A 23,406-nucleotide genomic window follows, 5' to 3' on the forward strand; every position below is an offset into this window, starting at 1 on the left:
CCTGATCACTGCCCTCCGGGAACTCGTCGCCCACGTTACGTGTGCTATGAGGCCGGTGACCAGCGGGGCAGCCGGTGGCGTGGACCCTACCAACACATGTTTGCCCTGGTGAGCGCGCCACACCCCAAAAGTTGCGGCGCGCACCACCTCAGAGGCTCTCCTGAACCCTTCGCACGGCGCTGACCAGCGACGATACGTCCGGCCCATGCCTGAGAACATCTCGTGAAGAAGTCGGAAAGACGTTGCGCATGTCGGACCCGAAGAGCCGTTTTAGATCCGCCACCGAGCCGCCCTGAGCACCGAAACCCGGGGCCAGGATCGGCCCGTTGAACCCCGCGAGGTCCACATCCGTTTCCCCGATCGTGGCACCCACGACGAGACCAACATCGCCGCACGGGGAAATGCCGGAATTCCGAGCGGTGGCGAAATCGATGATCGTCTGCGCCACGGTTCGCCCGTCCGGAGCAACCGTGCGCTGAACTTCGGCACCCTCCGGGTTCGACGTCAGCGCCAGCACGAACACCCCGCGGCCGGTCGACCGTGCCGTGTCGAGCGCGGGCTGGAGCGATCCGAAGCCGAGGAACGGCGACAGCGTCACCGCGTCACCGGCCAGCGGCGAACCGTCGCCCAGGTACGCCTCGGCGTACGCGGCCATGGTCGAGCCGATGTCGCCGCGCTTGGCGTCCACCAGGACGAGCGTCCCCGAGCCGCGCAGCTCCGCGATCACCCGTTCGAGCACGGCGACACCACGCGACCCGTAGGCCTCGAAGAACGCCGCCTGCGGCTTCACCATCGCCACCTTGCCGCCGAACGCCTCCACGGCCGTCAGAGCGAACCGTTCGAGGCCCTCCGCGGTCCTGGAGAGGCCCCAGGCGTCCAGCAGGCTCGGGTGCGGGTCGATCCCGACGCAGAGGGGGCCGTACGACTCGACGGCCTTCGCGAGCTTCTCCCCGAACGTCACGCGTCTCCCCTCAGAGCGGCCTGGAGCGCCTGCAACGGCTGCACGCCGATGTCACCGCGGATGAGCGCCTCGATGCCGTGCACGGCCGCGGCAGCGCCCTGGATCGTGGTGACGCACGGGATGTCCTTCGCCACAGCGGCGGTGCGGATCTCGTAGCCGTCCACGCGCGGGCCGCTGTTGCCGTACGGCGTGTTGAAGATCATGTCGATCTCGCCGGCCAGGATCATGTCGACGACGTTGCCCTCGCCCTCGAAGTGCTTGCGCACCTCGGTGCACGGGATCCCGTTGCGCTTCAACACCTCCGCGGTGCCGGAGGTCGCGAGGATCTGGAAGCCCAGGTCCGCGAGGCGCTTGACCGGGAAGATCATCGCGCGCTTGTCGCGGTTCGCGAACGACACGAACACCTTGCCCGCCGTCGGCAGCGAGCCGTAGGAAGCCGTCTGCGACTTCGCGAACGCCTTGCCGAACGACGAGTCGATGCCCATGACCTCGCCGGTGGACTTCATCTCCGGGCCCAGCAACGAGTCGACGCCGTGGCCCTCGGGCGTGCGGAAGCGGTGGAACTGCATGACCGCTTCCTTGACCGCGACCGGCGCGTGCTCGGGCAGCCGGGCACCGTCACCGGTGGTCGGCAGGATGCCCTCGACCCGCAGTTCCGCGATCGTGGCGCCGAGCATGACCCGCGACGCCGCCTTGGCCATCGAGACCGCGGTCGCCTTGGACACGAACGGCACCGTGCGCGACGCACGCGGGTTTGCCTCCAGGACGTACAGAACGTCGTCCTTGAGCGCGTACTGGACGTTCAGGAGGCCCTTCACGCCGATGCCGCGGGCGATGGCCTCGGTGGAGCGGCGGACGTTCTCGATGTCCGAGGCGCCCAGCGTGATCGGCGGCAGCGCGCACGACGAGTCGCCGGAGTGCACGCCGGCTTCCTCGATGTGCTCCATGACACCGCCGATGAACACCTCGTCGCCGTCGCACAGCGCGTCGACGTCGATCTCGATGGCGTCGTCGAGGAACCGGTCGACCAGCACCGGGTGCTCGGGCGTCACCTCGGTCGCGCGGGCGATGTAGCCCGACAGCGACTCCTCGTCGTACACGATCTCCATGCCCCGGCCGCCGAGCACGTAGGACGGGCGCACGAGGACCGGGTAACCGATCTCGTCCGCGATCTCCTTCGCCTCGTCGAACGACGTGGCCGTGCCGAACTTCGGCGCGGGGAGCCCGGCCTCGGTCAGCACCTTGCCGAACTGGCCGCGGTCCTCGGCGAGGTGGATCGCCTCGGGCGTCGTGCCCACGACCGGCACACCGGCGTCCGCGAGGCGCTGCGCCAGGCCCAGCGGCGTCTGGCCGCCGAGCTGGACGATCACGCCCGCGACCTCACCGGAGCGCTGCTCGGAGTGCACGACCTCCAGCACGTCCTCGAACGTCAGCGGCTCGAAGTACAGGCGGTCCGAGGTGTCGTAGTCCGTCGACACCGTCTCCGGGTTGCAGTTGACCATGACGGTCTCGTACCCGGCCGCCCGCAACGCCATCGCCGCGTGCACGCACGAGTAGTCGAACTCGATGCCCTGCCCGATGCGGTTCGGCCCGGAGCCCAGGATCAGCACCTTCGGCTTCTCCCGCTGCTCCGCGACCTCCGACTCGGCCTGGGGGTCGAGCTCGTAGGCGGAGTAGTGGTACGGCGTCTCGGACTTGAACTCCGCCGCGCACGTGTCGACCGTCTTGTAGACCGGCCGCACGCCCAGGCGGTGCCGCAGCGCGCGCACGCCGTCCTCACCGGCGAGCTCCGGCCGCAGCACGGAGATCTGCCGGTCGGACAGACCAGCACGCTTCGCCTTGCGCAGCAACGGCTCGTCCAGCACGGGAGCCTCCAGCAGCTCCGTGCGCAACGTGCCGAGCCAGGCGATCTGCTCGATGAACCACGGGTCGATCTTCGACGCGTTGTACACGTCCTCGATGGACGCGCCGAGTCGGAGAGCACGCTCGACCGTGTAGAGGCGGCCGTCGTGGCCGCGCTCCAACTGCTTCAGAGTCGACTCGAGCGTAACGCCCTCGGGATCGGGCTGCGTCCAGAAACCGACCGATTTCGTTTCCAGCGAACGCAGCGCCTTGCCCAGCGCCTCCACGAAGTTCCGGCCGATCGACATGGCCTCGCCGACCGACTTCATCGTGGTCGTCAGCGTCGGGTCCGCACCGGGGAACTTCTCGAACGCGAACCGCGGCGCCTTCACGACCACGTAGTCGAGCGTCGGCTCGAACGACGCCGGGGTCTCCCCCGTGATGTCGTTGGTGATCTCGTCGAGCGTGTACCCGATGGCGAGCTTCGCGGCGATCTTGGCGATCGGGAAGCCGGTCGCCTTGGAGGCCAGCGCCGAGGACCGCGACACGCGCGGGTTCATCTCGATGACGACCATGCGCCCGTTGTCCGGGTGGATCGCGAACTGGATGTTGCAGCCACCGGTGTCGACGCCGACCTCGCGGATGACCTGGATGCCGACATCGCGCATGTGCTGGTACTCGCGGTCGGTCAGCGTCATCGCGGGCGCCACCGTCACCGAGTCACCGGTGTGCACGCCCATCGGGTCGATGTTCTCGATCGAGCAGATGACGACCACGTTGTCGTTGCGGTCGCGCATGAGCTCGAGCTCGTACTCCTTCCACCCGAGCACGCTCTCCTCGATGAGCACCTCGGTGACCGGAGACTCCTCCAGGCCGATGGACGCGAGGCGCTCCAGCTCGTCCGGGGTGTGCGCCATGCCGGAACCCAGGCCGCCCATGGTGAACGACGGCCGGATGACGACCGGCAGACCCAGCTCGGCGACGGTCTCGCGGACCTCGTCCATCGTCTTGCACACGGCCGAACGCGGGACCTCGGCGCCGATCTTGCGCACGATGTCCTTGAACATCTGCCGGTCCTCGCCGCGCTGGATCGCGTCGATGTCGGCACCGATCAGCTCGACGTCGTACTTCTCCAGCACCCCGCGCTCGTGCAGCGCGATGGCGGTGTTCAGCGCGGTCTGGCCACCCAGGGTCGCGAGCACCGCGTCCGGGCGTTCCTGCGCGATGACCTTCTCCACGAACTCGGCCGTGATCGGCTCGATGTAGGTGGCGTCGGCGAACTCGGGGTCGGTCATGATCGTCGCCGGGTTGGAGTTGACCAGGCTGACCCTGATGCCCTCCTCGCGCAGCACCCGGCACGCCTGGGTGCCGGAGTAGTCGAACTCGCAGGCCTGACCGATGACGATCGGGCCAGAGCCGATGACCAGGATGTGCTTCAGATCTTCACGCTTGGGCATCAGCGGGCCTCATTCATCAGCGTCACGAACTCGTCGAACAGGGGCGCCGCGTCGTGCGGACCGGCAGCCGCCTCGGGGTGGTACTGCACGGAGAACGCCGGCGCGTCCAGCAACCGGACGCCCTCGACGGTGCCGTCGTTCGGGCAGTAGTGCGACAGCACGGCGCGGCCGAACTCGGACGAGAACTCCTCCCCCGGCGTGCCCTCCAACGCGAACCCGTGGTTCTGCGAGGTGATGGCGACCTTGCCGGTGGCGACGTCGATCACCGGGATGTTGATACCTCGGTGCCCGTAGCGCATCTTGTACGTCCCGCGGCCGACCGCGCGGCCGAGGATCTGGTTGCCGAAGCAGATGCCGAACAGCGGCAGCTTGCGACCCAGCGCCTCGCGAGTCAGCGCGATGGCGTGGTCCTGCGTGGCCGGGTCGCCGGGGCCGTTGGACAGGAACAACCCGTCCGGGCTGACCTTGAGGATGTCCTCGAACGTGCTGGTCAGCGGCAGGACGTGCACCTCGATGCCGCGTGCCGCCATCATCCGCGGGGTGTTCGACTTGATGCCCAGGTCGAGCGCCGCGACGGTGAACTTCTTCTCGCCGATGGCCTCGACCACGTACGGCTCGTCCGTCGTGACGTCGACCGCGAGGTTCGCGCCGAGCATCTGCGCCGAGGCCTTGACCTGCTCGACCATCGACGCGTCGTCGGTGAGGTCGGAACCGGAGAACACACCGGCCCGCATGGCGCCCCGCTCGCGGATGTGGCGGGTCAGCGTGCGGGTGTCGAGGCCCGCGATGCCGACGACGCCCTGGTTCGCCAGTTCCTCGTCGAGACCGCGCTTGGACCGCCAGTTCGACGGTGTGCGCGCGGGGTCGCGGACGACGTACCCGGCGACCCAGATCTTCGACGACTCGTCGTCCTCGTCGTTCCAGCCGGTGTTGCCGATCTGCGGCGCGGTCTGCACCACGATCTGGCGGTGGTAGGACGGGTCGGTCAGGGTTTCCTGGTACCCGGTCATGGCCGTGGAGAACACGACCTCGCCGAGCGAGACGCCGGTCGCTCCGTACGCCTCACCGCGGAAGACACGACCGTCTTCCAGCACCAATGCCGCGTTCGTCACGCCTTGCCTCCGTGTTCGATGGCCGTCTGGCTGAGAGCCGCAACCAATTCCTCATAAACGTCTTTGTCGTCACCGCGGAACCCGGTGTCGAAGAGGTGGCCCTGGTTCTCCCACTGGACCACCAGCAAACCCTCTTCGCTGAACATGACCTTCCCGGCGAGCCCGCGGTCGGTCCGGGCGTCCCGGATGGACCCGGCCGGGATGAAGATCGGTGTGGCGCCGACGCGGTCGATCGCGACGCCTTCCGGCACGAGACTCAGCGTCGCCTCCGCGCGGTGGCCGATGTCGCCGACCTGGACGCGGTCCTGCCAGTTGCCCGCGTTCGTCGTTCCGATGTAGACGCCCGTGGTCGCGAGCCTCGGCTCACCGAGGGTCGCGGGCGTCGCCGGGAACGCGGGCAGGTCGGCCTGCTTCGCCTGACGCCGCTTCCAGCCGTGCCACATCCCGTACACGCACAGTGCGAAGAACAGGAACACCACCAGGACGAGCAGCACGCGGGTCATTCCGCAATCCTTCCCGCCAGTGCGGTCACGCGCCCGCGCAGGACGGTCGCCGTCACCGCGCCGGTCAGCTCCATGCCCTCGAACGGGGTGTTGCCCGCGATGCTCGCGAGCTCCGCGCCGTTCACGGTCCACGTCGCGTCCGGGTCGACCAGCACGAGGTTCGCGGGCTCGCCGACCGCGATCGGGCGGCCCTGGTCGGTCAGGCCGGCGATCTCGGCGGGCTTCTCGCTCATGACCCGCGCGACACCGCGCCAGTCCAGCAGGCCGGTCTTCACCATCGTCTCGACGACGATGCCGAGCGCCGTCTGCAGCCCGAGCATGCCCGGCCGGGCGGCCGACCACTCGCAGTCCTTGTCCTGCACGGCGTGCGGGGCGTGGTCCGTGGCGACGCAGTCGATGGTGCCGTCCGCGAGCGCCCGGCGCAGCGCGTCGACGTCGTCCTGCGTGCGCAGCGGCGGGTTGACCTTGTTGACCGGGTCGTAGGTGGAGAGCCGGTCGTCGGTCAGGATCAGGTGGTGCGGGGTGACCTCGGCGCTGACCTTGGTGCCGCGCGCCTTGGCCCACTTCAGGACGTCCGCCGTGCCGGTGGTGCTGACGTGGCAGACGTGCAGCTTCGCGTCGACCTGCTTCGCGAGGATGCAGTCGCGGGCGACGATCGACTCCTCCGCCGCGGCGGGCCAGCCCTGCAGGCCCAGGCGGGAGGCGTTCTCGCCCTCGTGCGCCTGCGCGCCGACGGTGAGCTTCGGCTCCTCGGCGTGCTGCGCGATGACGGCGCCCAGCGCCTTCGAGTACTCCAGCGCGCGGCGCATGATCAACGGGTCGTGCACGCAGTGGCCGTCGTCGGAGAACACTCGGACGTTGGCCTTGGACTTGGCCATCGTGCCGAGCTCGGCGAGCTTCTCGCCCTCGAGGCCGACGGTGACGGCGCCGACCGGGTGGACGTCGACCAGGCCGACCTCCCTGCCGCGGCGGGCGACGTGCTCGACGATCACCGCGTTGTCGGCGACCGGGTCGGTGTTGGCCATCGCGAAAACGGCGGTGTAGCCACCGAGTGCCGCGGCCCTGGACCCGGTCTCGATGGTCTCCGTGTCCTCACGGCCGGGCTCACGCAGGTGGGTGTGCAGGTCGACGAAGCCCGGCAGGAGAACCGCGCCGTTGCCTTCGATCACTTCGGCGTCGGAATCCGTGCCCTCTGCGATCACGCCGTCGCGGATCAGCAGATCGATCGGTTCCCCCTCGCCGTAGGGCCTAACTCCCTTGAGAAGCAAGGGTTTCACGCGTTTTCCTCCTCGTGGGCGAGCAAGTGGTACAGCACGGCCATGCGCACGTGGACACCGTTGCGGACCTGCTCGGTGATGGCGGCCTGCGGGCTGTCGGCGACGACGGAGGCGATCTCCATGCCGCGCAGCATCGGGCCGGGGTGCAGCACGACGGCGTGCTCTGGCAGCAGCTTCAGGCGCCGCTCGTTGAGGCCGTAGGCGATCGAGTACTCGCGCGAGCTCGGGAAGAACCCGCCGGTCATGCGCTCGGCCTGCACGCGCAGCATCATCACGGCGTCCTGCGACGCGAGTTCGGCGTCGATCTCGTGCGAGACCGCGACCGGCCACTTCTCGACACCGACCGGCAGCAGGGTCGGCGGCGCGACCAGCGTGACCTCGGCGCCGAGCGTCGTGAGCAGGTGCACGTTCGACCGCGCCACGCGGCTGTGCAGGACGTCGCCGACGATCGCGACGCGGCGGCCGTCGAGGCTGCCGAGGCGGTCGCGCAACGTGGCGGCGTCGAGCAGCGCCTGCGTCGGGTGCTCGTGCATGCCGTCGCCCGCGTTCACCACGGACGTGCTCGTGTGCTTGAGCCAGCCCGCGAGGCGGTGGGCCGCGCCGGACGCCGGGTGCCGCACGATCACGCAGTCCGCACCGGCGGCCTGCAACGTGAGCGCGGTGTCCCGCAGCGACTCGCCCTTGCTGACGCTGGAACCGGAGCTGCTGACGTTGATCACGTCCGCGGACATCCACTTGCCGGCGATCTCGAACGACACGCGCGTCCGCGTGCTGTTCTCGTAGAACATCGTGATCACGGTGCGGCCGCGCAGCGTCGGCAGCTTGCGGACCTCGCGGCCGAGCAGCGCCTGCTTCAGCCGGTCCGCGGTGTCGAGGATCGCGATCGCCTGGTCGCGGTCGAGGCCGTCGGTGGAGAGCAGGTGCTTCACTTCAGCACCACTCCGTCGCGGCCGTCGAACTCCTCGAGCATCACCACGACGTCCTCGGTCTTGGACGTGGGCAGGTTCTTGCCGACGTAGTCCGCTCGGATCGGCAGTTCCCGGTGCCCGCGGTCGACCAGCACGGCGAGCTGCACCGCGCGGGGACGGCCGTGGTCGCGCAGCGCGTCGAGCGCGGCGCGGATGGTGCGACCGGAGAACAGGACGTCGTCCACGAGCACGACCAGCTTGTCGTCGATGCCGCCCTCGGGCAGCTTCGTCGCCTCCAGCGGCCTCGTCGGGCCTCTGCGCAGGTCGTCGCGGTAGAGCGTGATGTCGAGCGTGCCCTCGTGCACCGTGCGGCCGGAAAATTCGGCGATCTTAGCGGCGAGGCGCCGTGCGAGAGGGGCTCCCCGGCTGGGAATACCCATCAAGACGACGTCGGGTGCGCTGGGTGCATCGAGAGCGGTCTTCTCGATGATCTGATGGGCCATTCGGGCGACGGTGCGCGCGACGTCACCGGCCGACAGGATCTCGCGATCCCCGGCCGGATCCGTCGCGCCACGTTGACGTGACGCCACGGCTGGACCTCCTTCCCCGCCTCACTGGACGGGTCCTTAAAGGACGTCGGACACCCGGTTACAGCCGGGCTGACCTGCACCGTATCACCCGTGGACGGTCAGCCGTCCGAGTGGTGTCCCGTGCGTGGCGAGGGTCTCTCCCTGAGATCAGCTTGACCTGCCGACCACGGCGAGTAATCATTACTCTGCGTATCGATCTAAGCCTCCCCGCAGCACCGCCGTACTGCTGACGGGGCGAATGAACGGAGAACCGCCACATGGGCGACTACGCCAAGGCGCTGGGGGCCAAGCTCCGCGCTATCCGCCAGCAGCAGGGTCTGTCCCTGCACGGCGTCGAGCAGAAGTCCGGCGGTCGCTGGAAGGCCGTGGTCGTCGGCTCGTACGAGCGCGGTGACCGCGCGGTGACCGTGCAGAAGCTGGCCGAGCTGGCCGACTTCTACGGGGTTCCCGTCGCCGAGCTCCTCCCCGAGGGCCGCGTGCCGTCGGGTGCCGAGCCGGCCACCAAGATCGTGATCAACCTCGAACGACTCCAGCAGCTGCCGGTCGAGAAGGTCGGCCCGCTGGCCCGCTACGCCGCGACCATCCAGTCGCAGCGCGGTGACTACAACGGCAAGGTCCTCTCCATCCGCACCGAGGACCTGCGCTCGCTCGCGATCATCTACGACATGACGCCGGGCGAGCTCACCGAGCAGCTCATCGACTGGGGTGTGCTGCCCCCCGAGGCCCGTCCCGCCAAGGAAGACTGAGCCTTCCCGTTCGGAGCAGTGGCTCCCTCACGTCCTGTTAGTCGCCCTGAGGACGTCGAGGGGGCCACTGCTGCATTCAGGGGATCCACCGTTGCCGGTCGGGTGGCGCCCGCGGCTGCCGAACCGCGCAGCAACTCGGTCAGGTCGTGACGCTCCGCGTGCTCGCCGGTCGGAGTCGCCGACGTGATCCGGTGGGCGAGTCTGAGTGCCATTGCTCACGCAACGAGCCGGGCGAGCTGCTCCTTGTCCTGAATGACGTGGATCGCGGTGATCTGTCCGTCCTGGACGGTGAACGCCATCGCCGAGAACAGCACGCCGTCCACCCACGAGACGAAGCCGGCGTCGCCACCGATGACCGCGAACCTGATCTCCGCCGCCGTCGCGAACTTGCGGAACGTGCTGGCGCGTGCCGCCACCGCCCGCCCACCGATGACCTCCAGGGCACCGGCGCGCAGCACGACCTCGGGGTGCAGCACCGACACCAGCCCCTCCAGGTCGCCCTCGCGGGACGCTTTGAGGAACGCGTTCACCGCTTCCCGCTGCTTCGGCAGGTCGTCGTTCGCCCGCGGTCGTTCCTGCACACGTTTGCGCGCACGGGACGCGAGCTGACGGGTCGTGGCGGGTGTCTTGTCGATCAACGGCGCGATGTCGTCGAACGGCACGGCGAACATGTCGTGCAACACGAACGCAAGGCGCTCATCGGGCTTCAACGTGTCCAGCACGATCAGCATCGCGAGCCCGACCTCGTCGCCGGCCACGGCCTGGTGCTCGGGTTCCTCCCTGACGTCGATCACCGGGTCCGGCATCTCGAACGCGTGATCACGCCTGTCGCGCAACATGTTCAGGCACACCCGACCCACCACGGTCGTCAGCCACGCGGCAGGGTTCTCCACCTCGCTCGTATCCGCCCGCTCCACCCGGATCCACGCCTCCTGCAACGCGTCGTCCGCCTCCGTGAACGACCCGAGCATCCGGTGGGCGACAGCGCGCAAACGCGTGCGCTCCTGCTCGAACTGCGCGATCAAGACTTCCCCCTGTGGTCACGACCTCTCGTCCGCGAGGGTAATCGGTAGGCTCCTGGCAACGTGACCAACTTCGACGCGGGCCTCCTCGCCGACCGAACGCCGCTGCCGTCCGGTCTGGACTCCCGGCTGCTCCGCCACTTCACGTTCCTGATCGAGGTCGACAAGCTGAAAACCGTGCTGCGCGCGTCCCCTCTCGCCGCGGCGGACCGGCGCGAGAACGACGCGGAGCACTCCTGGCACCTCGCGCTCATGGTCCTGGTGCTCGCCGAGCACGCCGACGAACCGATCGACGTCGGCCACACCATCAAGCTCGTGGTCGTGCACGACCTCGTCGAGATCTACGCGGGCGACACCCCGATCTACGACACCGAGGCCGGCCACGACCAGCAGGACCGCGAAGAAGCCGCCGCGGACAGGCTGTTCGGCCTCCTCCCGGACGACTCCGGTCGCGAGCTGAGGGCGTTGTGGGACGAGTTCGAGGCCCGCTCGACGCCGGAAGCGCGGTTCGCGAAGGCCGTGGACCGGCTGCAACCGTTGCTGCTCAACTGGATGGCGAAGGGCGGGACCTGGCGCACGCCCGGCGTGACGGCGGACGACGTGCGGTCGCGCAAGGCGGTCATCGGTGAGGCGTCGGCGACGTTGTGGGAGGCGGCGCGGCACCTGATCGACGAGGGCGAGCGCCGGGGATGGGCTAGTTCACGCGATAGGTGACGTGGGTGAACCCGTTGCCCGCCCTCGACTCCACCTGCTCCAGGTCCAGGCCGGGCACCCCGTCGAACAACCGCGTGCCGGCGCCGAGCGTCACCGGCACGATCCGCAGCCGCAGCTCGTCGATCAGGCCCGCGGCGAGGTACTGGTTGACGGTGGTCGCGCCGCCGTGGACGGAGATGTTGCCGTCACCGGCGGCTTCACGGGCGAGCTCGAACGCGGCCTCGACGCCACCGGTGACGAAGTGGAACGTGGTGCCGCCCTCCATCGGCTGCGGGTCGCGGGCGTGGTGGGTGAGCACGAAGACGGGCGCGTGGTACGGCGGGTTGTCGCCCCACCAGCCGTTCCACGGGCGGTCCCACTCGCCGCGGATCGGGCCGAACATGTTGCGGCCCATGATGAACGCCTTGGTCTCGGCGAGGCGGTCCATCTGCCACTGCCGTTCCGCGGGGTCGTCGAACCAGGCGTGCAGCCTGCTGCCCCAGCCGTCGCCACCGTCGTCACCGAACGGGCGGTCCTCCGCCTGGTTGTGCCCGGCCGCGAAGCCGTCGAGGGAGATCGAGAGGTCGCAGGTCACCTTGGTCATGCACACCAGCCTGGTGCAGGGCTGGCATGACGTCCAATGCCAACTTCTGCCACAACACATCGATAACCTTGATGGATGCTCAGCCTCGTCCACCTCAAGGTCCTCGCCGCGGTGGCCCGGCACGGCTCGGTGACGGAAGCGGCGAAGCACCTGCACTACTCGCAGCCGTCGGTGAGCCATCACCTGTCCCGGCTGGAAGCGGCCACGGGGGTCAAGCTCGTCCAGCGGGTCGGTCGCGGGATCAGGCTGACGCCGGAAGGGCGCCTGCTGGCGGGCCGTGCCGCCGAGATCGTCGGGCGCGTCGACGCCGCCGCCACCGAACTCGCGGCGCAGGCCGGGCTTCAGGCGGGACGGGTCCGGGTCGCGGCCAACGCGTCCACGCTCAGCACGATCGTGCCCGAGGCCGCCGCCGCGCTCGCCGTGGCGCACCCCGGTCTCGAACTGAGCCTCGTCGAGCAGCACCCCGTCGAGGCGGTGCGGCTGCTGCGGCACGGTGAGGTCGACGTCGCCGTCGTCTTCCGGCACGCCGACGACGCCGCGCAGGACGACGGACTGCGGTTCGTCCACCTCGGTGAGGACTCGGTCCACCTGCTCAGCCGGTCTCCTGGCGACGCCCTCGCGAACCACCGCGACTCGGCGTGGATCGGCGGGTGCGACGCGTGCCGGGGAGAGCTGGAAGCCGTGTGCCGACGTGAGGGTTTCGCGCCCCGCGTCGTCTCCCACAGCGACGACATCGCGGTCGTGCAGGCTCTGGTCGCGGCCGGCGCGGGTGTCGCGATCCAGCCCGGTCTCGCGCTCCGGGCCTACCACCGGCAGGGCGTCCACGCCACCGAGGTCCCCGGTTTCCGGCGCGAGATCCACGCCGTCACCTACGGCGAGCCACCCGACCCGCCCGCGGTCGCCGCAGTTCTGACCGCCCTCACCCAGGCCGCCGAAAACCGATGAACGGCGCATTTGTCCACGTGAGGTGAACAAATGCGCCGTTCATCGAGTTCAGAGGACGGCGCGCAGCTGGTCCGCGATCACCGCGATCCGGCCGAGCACGCCGTTCACGAACCGCGGCGAGTCGTCCGTGGACAGGCCCTTGGCGAGTTCCACGGCCTCGTCGATGGCCACCGCGTCCGGCACGTCGGCCGCCCACAGCAGCTCGTACAGGCCGATGCGCAGGACCGCGCGGTCGACGGCCGGCATGCGCTGCAGGGTCCAGCCCTCGGCGTGCTCCGAGATGAGGTCGTCGATCCGCGCGCGATTGGCGTGGACGCCCTCGACCAGCGAGACGGTGTAGTCGTTCACCGGGGGAACGTCCGGCGAACCGACTCGTTCTGCCAGCAGCGTCACCGGGTCGGTGCCCAGCAGGTCGGCTTCGTAGAGAAAGTCGACCGCGCGCTTGCGGGCCTTGCTGCGTGCGCCCATTACTTGTCGCTGATGCGGCCGAGGTAACGGCCGTCGCGGGTGTCGACCTTGATCTTCTCGCCGGTCGTCACGAACAGCGGGACCTGGATCTCGGCGCCGGTCTCCAGGCGGGCGGGCTTGGTGCCGCCGGTGGAGCGGTCGCCCTGCAGGCCGGGGTCGGTGTGCTCGATCACGAGCTCGACCGAGGTCGGGAGCTCGACGAACAGCGCCACGCCCTCGTGCATCGCGACGACGGCCTCCTGGTTCTCCAGCATGTAGTTGGCGGCGTCGCCAACGGTGTCGCCGGGGACCGGGATCTGGTCGTAGGTGTCGCCGTCCATGAAGATGAAGTCGGCGCCGTCCTTGTAGAGGAAGGTCATGCCGCGCTTGTCCACGGTGGCGGTGTCGACCTTGGTGCCCGCGTTGAAGGTCTTGTCGACGACCTTCCCGGTCAGCACGTGCTTGAGGGTCGTGCGCACGAAAGCGCCACCCTTGCCGGGCTTGACGTGCTGGAACGCGGTGACGGTCCAGAGCTGGCCGTCGAGGTTCAGCACCAGGCCGTTCTTCAGGTCGTTCGTGGTGGCCACGGGGGAATTTCTCCTGTGATTGGACGGGGTGTCAGACGACCACGAGTTCCTTCGTGGTCAGGGTGAGGAGCTCCGGCCCGCTTTCGCGCACCACGAGGGTGTCCTCGATGCGGACCCCGCCCCGCCCCGACAAGTACACGCCGGGCTCGACGGTGACCGCCATACCGGCCGAAAGTGTACCGTCACCCGCCTTCGACAACGCCGGAGCCTCGTGGATCTCCAGCCCGACCCCGTGGCCGAGGCCGTGCAGGAAGTCGTCGCCGTGCCCGGCCTTCTCGATCACCTCGCGTGACGCGTGGTCGACGTCGCTCACGCTCACCCCCGGCCGCAGCGCCGTGCGTCCGGCGGCCTGCGAGCGCGCGACCAGGTCGTACAGGTCGCGCTGCCAGTCAGCGGGCTTGCCGAGGACGAGCGTGCGCGTCATGTCCGAGTGGTAGCCGTCGACCAACGCGCCGAAGTCGAGCTTGATGAAGTCGCCCACGTGCAGGACCGCGTCCGTCGGCGAGTGGTGCGGCACCGCCGAGTTCGCCCCGAACGCCACGATCGAGGAGAACGACGGCCCCTCGGCGCCGTGGTCGAGCATGCGGCTCTCCAGCTCGCGCGCGACCTCGCGTTCGGTCGTCCCGGCCCGCAGCCCGCCGTGCCCGATCAACGCCGCCAGCGCCCGGTCCGCCGCCGCGCACGCCATCCGCAGCGCCTCGATCTCGACCTCGTCCTTGACCAGCCGCAGCTTCTCGACCAGGCCACCCGCCCGGTGCAGCTCGGCCTTCCCCGCGGCCTCGGTCAGGGCTTCGAACCCGTCGACCGTGACGTGGTGGCTCTCGAACCCGAGCCTGCCCTCTGCCTTCTCCGCGAGCGCGAGGTCGCACGGCCGGTCGATGAGCCGCTCCAGGTCCGGCACCTGCTTGGCCGACTGGGTCAGATATCGGCCGTCCGTGCAGAAGACAGACGTGTCGTCGCCGTTCGCGTCGATCAGCACGGCGGCGTTCGATCCGGTGAACCCGGTGAGGTACCGGACGTTCAGGAGGTTCGTGACGAGCAGTGCGTCCAGGTTCGTGGCCTGGAGCTCTTGGCGCAGTGCGGTTCGGCGTGCGGCGTACGACGACATGTCTCGCAGCGTACGGCCAGTCCTAAGCTGTGCGCATGCGTCCTTGGTTCGTCCGTGCGTTGTGGATGGGGCTCCTGCACGGGGCCGTGCAGACCGGCGTGGCCGCGGTGGCCGTGCGCAGCCCCGAGGCGACGTCGGTCGGCCCGATCGCCATCGGCCTGCTGATCGCCGCCGCCCTCATCTGGGGCGCGGTGGACACGCTGCGCGACCTGCCGTCGCGCGGCATGCAGTGGTTCATCGCCGCGCTGATCGCGGGCCCGTTCGCGGGTGCCCTGGGCGTGATCGGGTCCGCGCTGCTGGTCGACCAGACCGGGCAGGAGGCGCTGTGGGTGGCGCTGACGGGCGGGGCGGCGTTCACCGCGTTGCTCGTGCTGGCTCCTGCCGGGCTGGGGATGCTGCTGGGCGGCTTCCTCGTGCCGAAGGATTCGGCTAGTCCCCACCCGTGATGGTGAGCTTGTAGTGCGCTGACGTGCTGAAACTGCCCGCTTCACCCTCGATCAGCAGGTCGTGCTCGCCCGGGGTGAGCGGCGGGATCCACGCCCACAGCCCGCACGCCTGAGCCGCCTGCTTGCCCGCGCGCTCGCCGGTCGCGTTGTCCTTCGCGACCTGAAAGGTGATCTCGACCGGGTCGATCCTGCGCAGCTCCACAGGCTTTCCGTCGAGCGTGATCGTGCCCTTCACGCCGGTCATGAACTCGCGGCAGTGCGCGGTGTTGGCGCTGTACAGGTTGACCGCGGGCGCGGCGAGCGGCCGACCGGCGGGCACCTGACACGTCCGCTCCACGGCCCCGCCGAACGTCCCGGCGAGGAACCACACGTCCTTCGGCTGGTCCTCGGCGCAGAACTTGCCGGTGACGTCGGCGACCGGGTTGCGCTCCTCCGGGCTCGCGAGCGCCCACGTCCACCAGCGCGCCTGGAGGTCCTGATCGGACAGTCGAACGCCTGCGGCCAGCGTCGGCTCGGCGGTCTTGGTAGCAGTGCGGGGTTGCGGGATCGCGCACCCGGCCAGGAGCACCGCGAGGGCGGCGATGAGCAGTCTTGACACGCGCGGCATCGTCGCAGATCAGCGATCACCGCGCCGCTGGATTTGCCACCAGTTCGATCTCGAAACCGTCCTCGTTCTCGAGGAAAGCCGCGTAGTGGTCCGGGCCGCCCGCGAACGGGTGCCGGTCGGCGAACATGAGCCGCCAGCCGTGGTCCTGCGCTTCGCTCGTGAGACGGTCGACGGCCTCGCGAGTGCCGGCGTGCAGGGCGAGGTGGTTGAGGCCGGATTTCATCCGATCGTGTGGACCGGTGACGGCCGGGGACTGCTCGACGACGACATAGGTCTCGCCGAGCTTCCAGCTGACGCCGGCGGGCCAGCGCTGGAACTCGGTCCAGCCGAGGGCGGGGAAGAGCCAGCCGAAGGTGGCTTCGGCGCGGGCGAGGTCCGTCACCCACAGCTCGACGTGGTGCAGGGTCACTTCTTGAGCGCCAGCCAGCGCAGCGCGAGCAGGTAGCCCTCCACGCCCAGCCCCGCGATCACGCCGTTCGCGACCGCCGAGATGACGCTGTGGTGCCGGAACTCCTCGCGCTGGTGGATGTTCGAGATGTGCACCTCGACCAGCGGCGCGGTCAGCTGCGAGCACGCGTCGCGCAACGCGATCGAGTAGTGCGTCCAGGCGGCGCCGTTCAGCACCACCGGGATCGACGCGTCGGCGGCCTCGTGCAGCCACCCGACCATCTCGCCCTCGTGGTTGGTCTGGCGGACCTCGACCTCGAAGCCGAGCTCCTTGCCCTCCGCGACGCACATCTCGGCGAGGTCGGCGTGGGTGGTGCTGCCGTAGATGAGCGGCTCGCGGCTGCCCAGGCGGTTCAGGTTCGGGCCGTTGAGGACGAGGACCTTCACAGCAGCACCTTCCCGGAACCGGAGCCCGGCTTCGGCTCGGCGGCCACGGCGGAGTACGCGGCGGCGATCAGGGCCGGGTCCGGGCCTTCGAGGCGGCCCGGCTTGGCGAGGCCGTCGAGGACCACGAAGCGGAGCACGCCCGCCTTGTTCTTCTTGTCGACCTTCATGCCCTCCATCAGCTGCGGCAGGGCGTCCGGGTCGTAGGAGGTCGGCAGGCCGAGGAGCTCCAGCACGCGGCGGTGGCGGTCGGCCGTCTCGTCGTCCAGGCGGCCGGCGAGACGGGCCAGTTCGGCGGCGAAGACCAGGCCCACGCTGATCGCGGCGCCGTGGCGCCAGCGGTAGCGCTCGCGGCGTTCGATGGCGTGGCCCAGGGTGTGGCCGTAGTTCAGGATCTCGCGCAGGGACGACTCGCGCAGGTCGTTCGTGACGACGTCGGCCTTGATCTGGATCTTGCGGCGGACGAGCTCTGCGAGCACGTCGCCGGTCGGGTCCAGGGCGGCCTGGGGGTCGGCCTCGATCAGGTCGAGGATCACCGGGTCGGCGATGAAGCCGCCCTTCACGATCTCGGCCATGCCGGCGACGAGCTCGTTGCGCGGCAACGTTTCCAGGGTGGCCAGGTCGACGAAGATGGCGTCCGGCTCGTAGAACGTGCCGACGAGGTTCTTGCCCGCGTCGGTGTTGATGCCGGTCTTGCCGCCGACCGCCGCGTCGACCATGCCGAGCAGCGTCGTCGGGATGTTGACCAGGCGCACGCCGCGCATCCACGTGGACGCGACGAAGCCCGCCAGGTCCGTCACGGCGCCGCCGCCGAGGCCCACGACGACGTCAGCGCGCGACAGGCCGATCTTGCCCAGCACGTCCCAGCAGAAGCCGGCCACGGCGAGGTCCTTGCCGTCCTCGGCGTCGGGGATCTCGACGCGGTGGGCGTCGGCGCTCACGGCCTTGAGCTCGTCGACCAGCACCTCGGCGGTCGCGGCGAGCGTCGGCTGGTGCACGATCGCGATCTTCGCGGTCCCGCGCAGGAACTCGACGATGTCGCCGAGCAGGCCGCGCCCGATCACCACGTCGTAGGGCTTCTCCGCGGCGACCCGGATGCGGACGGGCTCGGTCATTCTTGCGCTCCCTTGATCACCGCGTCGGTCACCTGCTCCGGATCCAACGAGTCGGTCAGCACCTCGATCGTCGCGACCTCGCGGTACAACGGCAGGCGCGCGTCGAGCAGCGCCTTGAACGTCGCGCGCGGGTTCACGCCGGACAGCAGCGGCCGTGCGGACGACAGGCCGGTGCGGCGCACACCCTCGGCCATGCCCACGTTCAGGAACACGACCGTGTGCGCCTTCAGCCGCTCACGCGTCGTGGCCGACAGCACCGCTCCCCCGCCCAGCGCGAGCACGCCGTCGTGCTCGTCCAGCGCGCGAGCGACCGCTTCCTCTTCGAGGGCGCGGAAAACCGGTTCGCCGTCGTCGGTGAAGATGTCCGAGATCGGCTTGCCCGCCGTCTCGACGATGTCCGCGTCGACGTCGCGGAAGGCGAGGTTCAGTCGCTTGGCCAGCAGCTCGCTGACCGTGGTCTTGCCCGCACCGGGCGGGCCGACCACCACGTAGCGAGGGCTCACATGCCCTCCCAGCGGGCTTCCAGGGCCTTGAGGTACGCGTGGGCGTTGCGGCGCGTCTCGTCGAGCGAGTCGCCGCCGAACTTCTCCAGCGCGGCCTCGGCCAGCACCAGCGCCACCACGGACTCCAGCACGACACCGGCGCGCGGCACCGCGCACACGTCCGACCGCTGGTGGATCGCGACGGCGGGCTCACCGGTGCGCACGTCCACAGTGGACAGTGCACGCGGGACGGTCGAGATGGGCTTCATCGCCACGCGCGCACGGAGGATCTCACCGTTGGTGATGCCGCCTTCGAGGCCACCGGCGCGGTTCGAGCGGCGCGTGACGCCGACGGGGCCGCTGCCGCGGTCGATCTCGTCGTGCGCCTGCGAACCCCACCGGCGCGCGGAGGTGAAGCCGTCACCGATCTCCACGCCCTTCATCGCCTGCACACCCATCAGGGCGGCGGCGAGACGCGCGTCGAGGCGGCGGTCCCAGTGCACGTGCGAGCCGAGGCCCGGCGGCAGCCCGTACGCGAGCACCTCGATCACACCGCCGACGGTGTCACCGGCCTCCTTCACGGCCTCGACCTCGGCGACCATGGCCTCGGTGCCGCGCGCGTCGAAGCAGCGCGTCGGCGACTCGTCGATCGCGGCGAGGTCGTCCGGCGTGGGCAGGGCCGCGTCCTCCGGCGTCTCCGCCTTGCCGATCGACACGACGTGGCTCAGGATCTGCACGCCCAGCAGCTGCTGCAGGAACTGCCGCGCCACGGTTCCCAGAGCGGTCCGCGCGGCGGTCTCACGGGCGGAAGCGCGCTCCAGCACCGGACGGGCCTCGTCGAAGCCGAACTTCTGCATGCCCGGCAGGTCCGCGTGACCGGGGCGCGGGCGCGTGAGGGCCTCGTTGCGCCCGGTCGGCTTGAGCAGGCTCGGGTCGACGGGGTCGGCCGACATGACGGTCTGCCACTTCGGCCACTCCGAGTTGCCGATGGTGACCGCGATCGGTCCGCCCTGGGTCTTGCCGTGGCGGACGCCGCCGAGGATCTCGACCTCGTCCTGCTCGAAACCCATCCTGGGCGAGCGACCGAACCCGAGCCTGCGGCGCCCCAGCTGGGCGACCAGGTCGTCGGTGGTCACCTCGACTCCGGCGGGCATGCCCTCGAGGACGGCGACGAGAGCGGGGCCGTGTGACTCTCCAGCGGTGATCCATCGCAGCACGCTCACAATCCTTTCACAGCGTCGTCAACGCCCAGGTGGCGGCCAGCAACCCCGGCCCGTGCGGCACGGCGCGCGCCCGCCGGAGGGCAGCCAGCAGCACCGTGAGGGCGCTGGACAGGATCGCCGCAGGCAGGAGCGACGACAGCGCGAGCGGCGCGCCGAGCCCGAAGGCGAGTTTCACGTCGCCGCCGCCCATCCACGCGGGCCGCAGGCGCCGGACGGCGAGATGAGCGCCACCGAAGATCGCCGCGGAGAGCGCCGCCGCTCCCAGCCTGTGGAACTCCAGGAGCAGCAGCAGGGCGCCCAGCGGGAGGGTCAGCGCGTCCGGCAGCCGGTGGTGCCGCAGATCGATCATCGCGAGCACGACGCCGAAGCACGCCAGCACGTACGAGGAGGGCGGTGCGTCCAGGACGTCCGCGACCGTCCACGACGCCCCCAGGACGAACGCGAGCAGGACCGTGGTCATGAGCACCACGGTCCTGCTCGGCACGGCTGGGGCACAAATCGCGACCTGTCGTGAACGGTCCGTTCACGACGGGTCGCGGAGTGCACGCGGGGAGCTTTCGTTTGCTCTGACCGCACGGAAGGGCCCCGCGTGCAGTCAGGAAACGTCAGCGAGACCAGTCGAAGAGGGCGTCGTTCGCCGCCACGTCCACGTCCACCGCGAGGTCGCCGAGCACGTCGGCGGACGCGTCCAGCGCGATCACAGGGCAGATCGGCGCGAACCCGGCCGCTTCGACCTCGGCCGGGTCCCAGGTCACGATGCGCTGACCCGCCCGCACCTCCTCGCCCTTCACGACGTGCAGCTCGAAGCCCTCGCCCTTGCGCTTCACGGTGTCGATGCCGAGGTGCACCAGCACCGCGGCGCCGTCACCGGTGGCGATCACGAACGCGTGCGGGTGCAGCGTCACGACGGTGCCGTCCAGCGGCGAGACGACGTCGGCCTTCACCCGTGCGGGCTCGACGGCGACGCCGGGACCGACCATCGCCTGCGAGAAGACCGGGTCCGGCACGGCGGAGAGCGCGACCGCCCGTCCGGCCACGGGGCTGCCGACGCGCAGGCTCACAGGAGGTCCTCGATGTCCTGGGCGATCGTGTCCGCCTCGGGACCGACGATGACCTGGACGACGCTGCCTGCACGCACGACACCCATGGCCCCGGCGGCCTTCAGGGCCGGCTCGTCGACCAGCGAACCGTCGTTGAGCTCGCAGCGCAGGCGCGTGATGCACCCCTCGATCTCGATGATGTTGTCCGCGCCACCAAGCGCGGCGAGGATCTTCTCCGGCCTCTCGTCAGCCACGTCCGTACCTCTCGTTCCCGTAACAGCGGTTGACACCCGCTTGGTGTGCGGAGCATTCTCCCGCACCAACTGGTCTAGACCGGAAAGTACCACTAGCGAGGAGGTGAGCGAATGCACGAGATCGTGGACGGGCCCAAGCCCAAGCACGCGCAGCTGCGCGAGATCCTGCGCCGACTCGCCGAACAGGACCTCGCACCCGGCTCACCGATCCCCTCCGAGCGAGACCTGGCGGAGCGGTACGGAGTCTCCCGCATCACCGTGCGGGCCGCAGTCGGCCAGCTGGTCGCCGAAGGCCTGCTCACGCGGGCCAAGGGGCGCGGGACGTTCACCGCCAAGCGCCGCTACGACCTGCAGCTCTACCTCGACTCGTTCACCTCGGTCATGCAGACGCGGGGGCTGGAGCCGAGCACCGAGGTGATCAGCTGCGGCCAGGCGGCACCCGGTTCGAAGGCCTCGCTCGGGCTCGAGGACGACGAGTACGCGTACCGCGTCGTACGGCTGCGCAAGGCCGACGGGGCACCGCTGGCGCTCGAAGCCGGCTGGTACAGCCCGCACGTGCTCCCCGAGCTCGACAGGTGCGATCTGACCGGATCGATCTACGAGATCATCGCCACCCGTTACGGGGTGCAGCTCGACCACGCGCGGCAGACCGTGTGGGCCGAGACCGCCGACGCGGAGACCGCGAAGGCGCTCGGCGTCCGCAAGGGCAGCCCGCTGCTCGTGTTCAGAAGGGTCGCCAGCTCTCAGGGGCGGCCGTGTGAAGACGTGACTTCCTGGTACCGGGGCGATCTCTACCAGGTGACCATGCAACTGGACCGGACCGTCCCGGGGACCGGACCGAACTCCGCCAAGGGAGGTACCCGATGAGCACCAACGCCGCACAGACAGGCGGTCGTGAGATCAAGGGCCTCGCCACGTTGCAGCGCTTCGGTCGCAGCCTCATGCTGCCGATCGCCGTGCTGCCCGCGGCAGGTCTCCTGCTCCGAGCCGGTCAAGACGACATCCTGGGCAAGGATGGAGCTGGCTGGAACGAAGTCGCCGCGGTGATCGGTGCGGCGGGCGACGCGCTGTTCAGCAACCTCGCCCTGCTGTTCGCGGTCGGCATCGCCGTCGGGTTCGCCCGGCGCGGTGACGGCTCCACGGCGCTCGCCGGTGTCGTCGGTTACGTCGTGCTGACGAGCGTCTTCAAGGCGATGTCGCCGTTCGTCCTCGACCAGCCGACGGACCCGGCCGCCAAGCCGGTACTGATCAACTACGGTGTGCTCGGCGGTATCGTCGTCGGTATCACCACGGCACTGCTGTGGCAGAAGTACCACCGCATCAAGCTGCCCCCGTACCTGGCCTTCTTCGGCGGCCGCCGGTTCGTGCCGATCATCGTCGCCGGTGTCATGGTGATCTTCGGTGTCGTGCTCGGCTTTGCGTACCCGCTGTTCAACGAGGGTCTCATGGCCGTCGGTAAGTGGGTCACCGGCAGCACGATCATCGGTGCGTTCATCTACGGCACGGTCAACCGCCTGCTGATCCCGCTCGGCCTGCACCACATCGTCAACAACGTCGTGTGGTTCCAGTTCGGCGAGTACGAGGGCAAGACCGGTGACATCCCGCGCTTCCTCGCGGGTGACCCGTCCGCCGGTACCTTCCAGACCGGCTTCTTCCCCATCCTGATGTTCGCCCTGCCGGCCGCCGCGCTCGCGATCGTGCACACCGCACGGCCGAACCAGCGCAAGATCATCGGTGGCATCATGGGCTCCGCCGCCCTCACCGCGTTCATCACCGGTGTGACGGAGCCGCTCGAGTTCGCGTTCATGTTCGTCGCGTGGCCGCTGTACGTGATCCACGCGGTGCTGACCGGTACCTCGCTCGCGATCTCGAACGCGCTGGGTGCCCACGACGGCTTCTCGTTCTCGGCCGGTGCGATCGACTTCATCCTGAACTGGAACATCGCGACCAAGCCGTGGCTGCTGATCGTCCTCGGTGTGATCTACGCGGCGATCTACTACTTCCTGTTCCGCTTCGTCATCACCAAGTGGAACCTGAAGACGCCGGGTCGCGAGGACGACGAGTCGCCGGAGGCCGACGAGAGCGTGGTCGGCAGCAGCGGTGACACGGCGGTGCGCGAGAAGCCCGCCAAGAACGAGAAGTAGCCCAGCACAACCAGCTCTACCGGGAGGAACCATCATGGCCGAGCGACGGGTCACCGTGGCCAGCAAGGTCGGACTGCACGCCCGGCCTGCCGCACTGCTGGCGAAGGCCGCCGCCGACCAGCCGGTCACGGTCACCATCCGCAAGGACGGCGGCGAAGCCGTGGAAGCGGCGAGTGTGCTGGGTCTGATGACCCTCGGCGCCATGCACGGTGACGAGGTGGTGCTCAGCGCCGAGGGAGACGGAGCGGATGCCGCTCTGGACGCCATCGCCGAGCTGATCGCCACCGACCACGACGACTGAGTCGTGCTCGGGCTGTGAGCGGCCTGCGCGCAGGCCGCTCACAGCCCATCCGAAGTGCAGGACGACACCCGCGGTCACGACGCCGGCCAACGTCGACGGCGTGGCCTGCGGGTACGTCACCATCAGCCACACCCCGCCCGCGGCGATCGCGGGTGGCACGA

The 23,406-nt window shown here is 69.7% G+C and carries 28 protein-coding genes; 7 read left to right on the forward strand and 21 right to left on the reverse strand.

All coding sequences use genetic code 11. The annotated features are described in order from the left end of the window. Nucleotides 1-148 precede the first annotated feature (148 nt). From pyrF to pyrR, 7 genes are read right to left on the reverse strand one after another with little or no spacing between them, the layout of a single operon-like run. Nucleotides 149-961 carry an orotidine-5'-phosphate decarboxylase gene (gene pyrF, locus ACFOWZ_RS35030; protein ID WP_382378233.1) on the reverse strand — a complete coding sequence of 271 codons (813 nt, stop codon included), beginning with the start codon at nucleotides 959-961 and terminating at the stop codon, nucleotides 149-151. Further along, entirely contained in the window at nucleotides 958-4,260 is a 3,303-nt protein-coding gene (gene carB / locus ACFOWZ_RS35035) for a carbamoyl-phosphate synthase large subunit (protein WP_382378234.1), read from the reverse strand. The genes pyrF and carB overlap by 4 nt, the downstream gene beginning before the upstream one ends. Further along, the gene (gene carA, locus ACFOWZ_RS35040) at nucleotides 4,260-5,372 is read right to left on the reverse strand and encodes a glutamine-hydrolyzing carbamoyl-phosphate synthase small subunit (RefSeq protein ID WP_382378235.1); all 1,113 of its coding nucleotides are present in this window, start codon (nucleotides 5,370-5,372) and stop codon (nucleotides 4,260-4,262) included. The genes carB and carA overlap by 1 nt, the downstream gene beginning before the upstream one ends. After that, entirely contained in the window at nucleotides 5,369-5,875 is a 507-nt protein-coding gene (locus ACFOWZ_RS35045; protein WP_382378236.1) for a PH-like domain-containing protein, read from the reverse strand. Before ACFOWZ_RS35045 ends, carA begins: the two co-directional genes overlap by 4 nt. Then, nucleotides 5,872-7,152, reverse strand: a complete 1,281-nt coding sequence (locus ACFOWZ_RS35050) for a dihydroorotase (RefSeq protein WP_382378237.1) — start codon at nucleotides 7,150-7,152, stop codon at nucleotides 5,872-5,874. Before ACFOWZ_RS35050 ends, ACFOWZ_RS35045 begins: the two co-directional genes overlap by 4 nt. Then, nucleotides 7,149-8,081, reverse strand: coding sequence for an aspartate carbamoyltransferase catalytic subunit (locus ACFOWZ_RS35055; RefSeq protein WP_382378238.1), 933 nt, complete (start codon nucleotides 8,079-8,081; stop codon nucleotides 7,149-7,151). Before ACFOWZ_RS35055 ends, ACFOWZ_RS35050 begins: the two co-directional genes overlap by 4 nt. Further along, entirely contained in the window at nucleotides 8,078-8,650 is a 573-nt protein-coding gene (gene pyrR / locus ACFOWZ_RS35060) for a bifunctional pyr operon transcriptional regulator/uracil phosphoribosyltransferase PyrR (protein ID WP_030471610.1), read from the reverse strand. Before pyrR ends, ACFOWZ_RS35055 begins: the two co-directional genes overlap by 4 nt. Before the next feature lie 257 nt (nucleotides 8,651-8,907). Here pyrR and bldD point away from each other — a divergent pair, with 257 nt between their 5' ends. Beyond that, the gene (bldD, locus tag ACFOWZ_RS35065) at nucleotides 8,908-9,396 is read left to right on the forward strand and encodes a transcriptional regulator BldD (protein WP_030471611.1); all 489 of its coding nucleotides are present in this window, start codon (nucleotides 8,908-8,910) and stop codon (nucleotides 9,394-9,396) included. A gap of 215 nt (nucleotides 9,397-9,611) precedes the next feature. On the opposite strand, the gene ACFOWZ_RS35070 is transcribed toward bldD, so the two are convergent. Beyond that, the gene (locus ACFOWZ_RS35070) at nucleotides 9,612-10,421 is read right to left on the reverse strand and encodes a sigma-70 family RNA polymerase sigma factor (RefSeq protein ID WP_382378239.1); all 810 of its coding nucleotides are present in this window, start codon (nucleotides 10,419-10,421) and stop codon (nucleotides 9,612-9,614) included. A 60-nt stretch (nucleotides 10,422-10,481) separates the two neighbouring features. Here ACFOWZ_RS35070 and ACFOWZ_RS35075 point away from each other — a divergent pair, with 60 nt between their 5' ends. Beyond that, nucleotides 10,482-11,132: an HD domain-containing protein gene (locus ACFOWZ_RS35075; RefSeq protein WP_382378240.1), complete on the forward strand. Its 651-nt coding sequence runs from the start codon at nucleotides 10,482-10,484 to the stop codon at nucleotides 11,130-11,132. On the opposite strand, the gene ACFOWZ_RS35080 is transcribed toward ACFOWZ_RS35075, so the two are convergent. Beyond that, nucleotides 11,113-11,715: a dihydrofolate reductase family protein gene (locus ACFOWZ_RS35080; protein ID WP_382378241.1), complete on the reverse strand. Its 603-nt coding sequence runs from the start codon at nucleotides 11,713-11,715 to the stop codon at nucleotides 11,113-11,115. The two genes, ACFOWZ_RS35075 and ACFOWZ_RS35080, sit on opposite strands and share 20 nt — an antisense overlap. A 75-nt stretch (nucleotides 11,716-11,790) precedes the next feature. On the opposite strand from ACFOWZ_RS35080, the gene ACFOWZ_RS35085 reads away from it, so the two are divergent. Then, nucleotides 11,791-12,660: a LysR family transcriptional regulator gene (locus tag ACFOWZ_RS35085; protein ID WP_382378242.1), complete on the forward strand. Its 870-nt coding sequence runs from the start codon at nucleotides 11,791-11,793 to the stop codon at nucleotides 12,658-12,660. A gap of 48 nt (nucleotides 12,661-12,708) precedes the next feature. Here ACFOWZ_RS35085 and nusB read toward each other — a convergent pair whose 3' ends face one another. Genes nusB through ACFOWZ_RS35100 form a run of 3 tightly spaced genes read right to left on the reverse strand, consistent with a single transcriptional unit; the run spans nucleotide 12,709 to nucleotide 14,802 of the window. Beyond that, nucleotides 12,709-13,128 (reverse strand): transcription antitermination factor NusB, encoded by a 420-nt coding sequence (gene nusB / locus ACFOWZ_RS35090; RefSeq protein WP_030471615.1) that lies wholly within the window; start codon nucleotides 13,126-13,128, stop codon nucleotides 12,709-12,711. Beyond that, nucleotides 13,128-13,694: an elongation factor P gene (gene efp, locus ACFOWZ_RS35095; protein WP_030471616.1), complete on the reverse strand. Its 567-nt coding sequence runs from the start codon at nucleotides 13,692-13,694 to the stop codon at nucleotides 13,128-13,130. Before efp ends, nusB begins: the two co-directional genes overlap by 1 nt. A gap of 31 nt (nucleotides 13,695-13,725) precedes the next feature. Next, nucleotides 13,726-14,802, reverse strand: a complete 1,077-nt coding sequence (locus ACFOWZ_RS35100; protein WP_382378243.1) for a M24 family metallopeptidase — start codon at nucleotides 14,800-14,802, stop codon at nucleotides 13,726-13,728. Nucleotides 14,803-14,837: 35 nt separating this feature from the next. Between ACFOWZ_RS35100 and ACFOWZ_RS35105 the strand changes: the two genes are divergently transcribed. Next, the gene (locus ACFOWZ_RS35105; protein WP_382378244.1) at nucleotides 14,838-15,248 is read left to right on the forward strand and encodes a B-4DMT family transporter; all 411 of its coding nucleotides are present in this window, start codon (nucleotides 14,838-14,840) and stop codon (nucleotides 15,246-15,248) included. On the opposite strand, the gene ACFOWZ_RS35110 is transcribed toward ACFOWZ_RS35105, so the two are convergent. From ACFOWZ_RS35110 to ACFOWZ_RS35150, 9 genes are all read right to left on the reverse strand, one after another. Beyond that, nucleotides 15,232-15,846 carry a hypothetical protein gene (locus ACFOWZ_RS35110; RefSeq protein WP_382378245.1) on the reverse strand — a complete coding sequence of 205 codons (615 nt, stop codon included), beginning with the start codon at nucleotides 15,844-15,846 and terminating at the stop codon, nucleotides 15,232-15,234. The two genes, ACFOWZ_RS35105 and ACFOWZ_RS35110, sit on opposite strands and share 17 nt — an antisense overlap. Nucleotides 15,847-15,871: 25 nt before the next feature. Further along, entirely contained in the window at nucleotides 15,872-16,264 is a 393-nt protein-coding gene (locus tag ACFOWZ_RS35115) for a VOC family protein (RefSeq protein ID WP_382378246.1), read from the reverse strand. Further along, nucleotides 16,261-16,689: a type II 3-dehydroquinate dehydratase gene (aroQ, locus tag ACFOWZ_RS35120; protein ID WP_382378247.1), complete on the reverse strand. Its 429-nt coding sequence runs from the start codon at nucleotides 16,687-16,689 to the stop codon at nucleotides 16,261-16,263. The genes ACFOWZ_RS35115 and aroQ overlap by 4 nt, the downstream gene beginning before the upstream one ends. Next, a complete protein-coding gene (aroB, locus tag ACFOWZ_RS35125; protein ID WP_382378248.1) occupies nucleotides 16,686-17,801 on the reverse strand; it encodes a 3-dehydroquinate synthase in 1,116 nt (371 codons plus the stop codon). Before aroB ends, aroQ begins: the two co-directional genes overlap by 4 nt. Beyond that, nucleotides 17,798-18,304, reverse strand: coding sequence for a shikimate kinase (locus tag ACFOWZ_RS35130; RefSeq protein ID WP_030471623.1), 507 nt, complete (start codon nucleotides 18,302-18,304; stop codon nucleotides 17,798-17,800). The genes aroB and ACFOWZ_RS35130 overlap by 4 nt, the downstream gene beginning before the upstream one ends. Further along, a complete protein-coding gene (gene aroC, locus ACFOWZ_RS35135; RefSeq protein ID WP_382378249.1) occupies nucleotides 18,301-19,500 on the reverse strand; it encodes a chorismate synthase in 1,200 nt (399 codons plus the stop codon). Before aroC ends, ACFOWZ_RS35130 begins: the two co-directional genes overlap by 4 nt. A 13-nt stretch (nucleotides 19,501-19,513) precedes the next feature. Continuing rightward, a complete protein-coding gene (locus ACFOWZ_RS35140) occupies nucleotides 19,514-19,966 on the reverse strand; it encodes a prepilin peptidase (RefSeq protein ID WP_382378250.1) in 453 nt (150 codons plus the stop codon). A gap of 145 nt (nucleotides 19,967-20,111) precedes the next feature. Beyond that, nucleotides 20,112-20,567: a PTS sugar transporter subunit IIA gene (locus ACFOWZ_RS35145; protein WP_382378251.1), complete on the reverse strand. Its 456-nt coding sequence runs from the start codon at nucleotides 20,565-20,567 to the stop codon at nucleotides 20,112-20,114. Next, nucleotides 20,564-20,800, reverse strand: a complete 237-nt coding sequence (locus ACFOWZ_RS35150) for a glucose PTS transporter subunit EIIB (protein ID WP_030471627.1) — start codon at nucleotides 20,798-20,800, stop codon at nucleotides 20,564-20,566. Before ACFOWZ_RS35150 ends, ACFOWZ_RS35145 begins: the two co-directional genes overlap by 4 nt. A 111-nt stretch (nucleotides 20,801-20,911) precedes the next feature. Between ACFOWZ_RS35150 and ACFOWZ_RS35155 the strand changes: the two genes are divergently transcribed. Genes ACFOWZ_RS35155 through ACFOWZ_RS35165 form a run of 3 tightly spaced genes read left to right on the forward strand, consistent with a single transcriptional unit; the run spans nucleotide 20,912 to nucleotide 23,245 of the window. After that, nucleotides 20,912-21,667, forward strand: a complete 756-nt coding sequence (locus tag ACFOWZ_RS35155; protein ID WP_030471628.1) for a GntR family transcriptional regulator — start codon at nucleotides 20,912-20,914, stop codon at nucleotides 21,665-21,667. Continuing rightward, nucleotides 21,664-22,944: a PTS transporter subunit EIIC gene (locus ACFOWZ_RS35160; protein ID WP_382378252.1), complete on the forward strand. Its 1,281-nt coding sequence runs from the start codon at nucleotides 21,664-21,666 to the stop codon at nucleotides 22,942-22,944. Before ACFOWZ_RS35155 ends, ACFOWZ_RS35160 begins: the two co-directional genes overlap by 4 nt. A 34-nt stretch (nucleotides 22,945-22,978) precedes the next feature. Then, nucleotides 22,979-23,245, forward strand: a complete 267-nt coding sequence (locus ACFOWZ_RS35165) for an HPr family phosphocarrier protein (RefSeq protein WP_162185735.1) — start codon at nucleotides 22,979-22,981, stop codon at nucleotides 23,243-23,245. Nucleotides 23,246-23,406 lie beyond the last annotated feature (161 nt).

The sequence above is a fragment of the Lentzea rhizosphaerae genome, assembly GCF_042649515.1.
Classification (GTDB): Bacteria; Actinomycetota; Actinomycetes; order Mycobacteriales; family Pseudonocardiaceae; genus Lentzea; species Lentzea aerocolonigenes.

Bases quoted from the DNA above. Each gene is read 5' to 3' on its own strand.
- carB (WP_382378234.1), bottom strand. From the start codon at position 4,260: ATGCCCAAGCGTGAAGATCTGAAGCACATCCTGGTCATCGGCTCTGGC.
- ACFOWZ_RS35045 (WP_382378236.1), bottom strand. From the start codon at position 5,875: ATGACCCGCGTGCTGCTCGTCCTGGTGGTGTTCCTGTTCTTCGCACTG.
- bldD (WP_030471611.1), top strand. From the start codon at position 8,908: ATGGGCGACTACGCCAAGGCGCTGGGGGCCAAGCTCCGCGCTATCCGC.
- ACFOWZ_RS35080 (WP_382378241.1), bottom strand. From the start codon at position 11,715: ATGACCAAGGTGACCTGCGACCTCTCGATCTCCCTCGACGGCTTCGCG.
- ACFOWZ_RS35085 (WP_382378242.1), top strand. From the start codon at position 11,791: ATGCTCAGCCTCGTCCACCTCAAGGTCCTCGCCGCGGTGGCCCGGCAC.
- nusB (WP_030471615.1), bottom strand. From the start codon at position 13,128: ATGGGCGCACGCAGCAAGGCCCGCAAGCGCGCGGTCGACTTTCTCTAC.
- ACFOWZ_RS35100 (WP_382378243.1), bottom strand. From the start codon at position 14,802: ATGTCGTCGTACGCCGCACGCCGAACCGCACTGCGCCAAGAGCTCCAG.
- ACFOWZ_RS35105 (WP_382378244.1), top strand. From the start codon at position 14,838: ATGCGTCCTTGGTTCGTCCGTGCGTTGTGGATGGGGCTCCTGCACGGG.
- aroB (WP_382378248.1), bottom strand. From the start codon at position 17,801: ATGACCGAGCCCGTCCGCATCCGGGTCGCCGCGGAGAAGCCCTACGAC.
- ACFOWZ_RS35140 (WP_382378250.1), bottom strand. From the start codon at position 19,966: ATGACCACGGTCCTGCTCGCGTTCGTCCTGGGGGCGTCGTGGACGGTC.
- ACFOWZ_RS35155 (WP_030471628.1), top strand. From the start codon at position 20,912: ATGCACGAGATCGTGGACGGGCCCAAGCCCAAGCACGCGCAGCTGCGC.
- ACFOWZ_RS35160 (WP_382378252.1), top strand. From the start codon at position 21,664: ATGAGCACCAACGCCGCACAGACAGGCGGTCGTGAGATCAAGGGCCTC.
- ACFOWZ_RS35165 (WP_162185735.1), top strand. From the start codon at position 22,979: ATGGCCGAGCGACGGGTCACCGTGGCCAGCAAGGTCGGACTGCACGCC.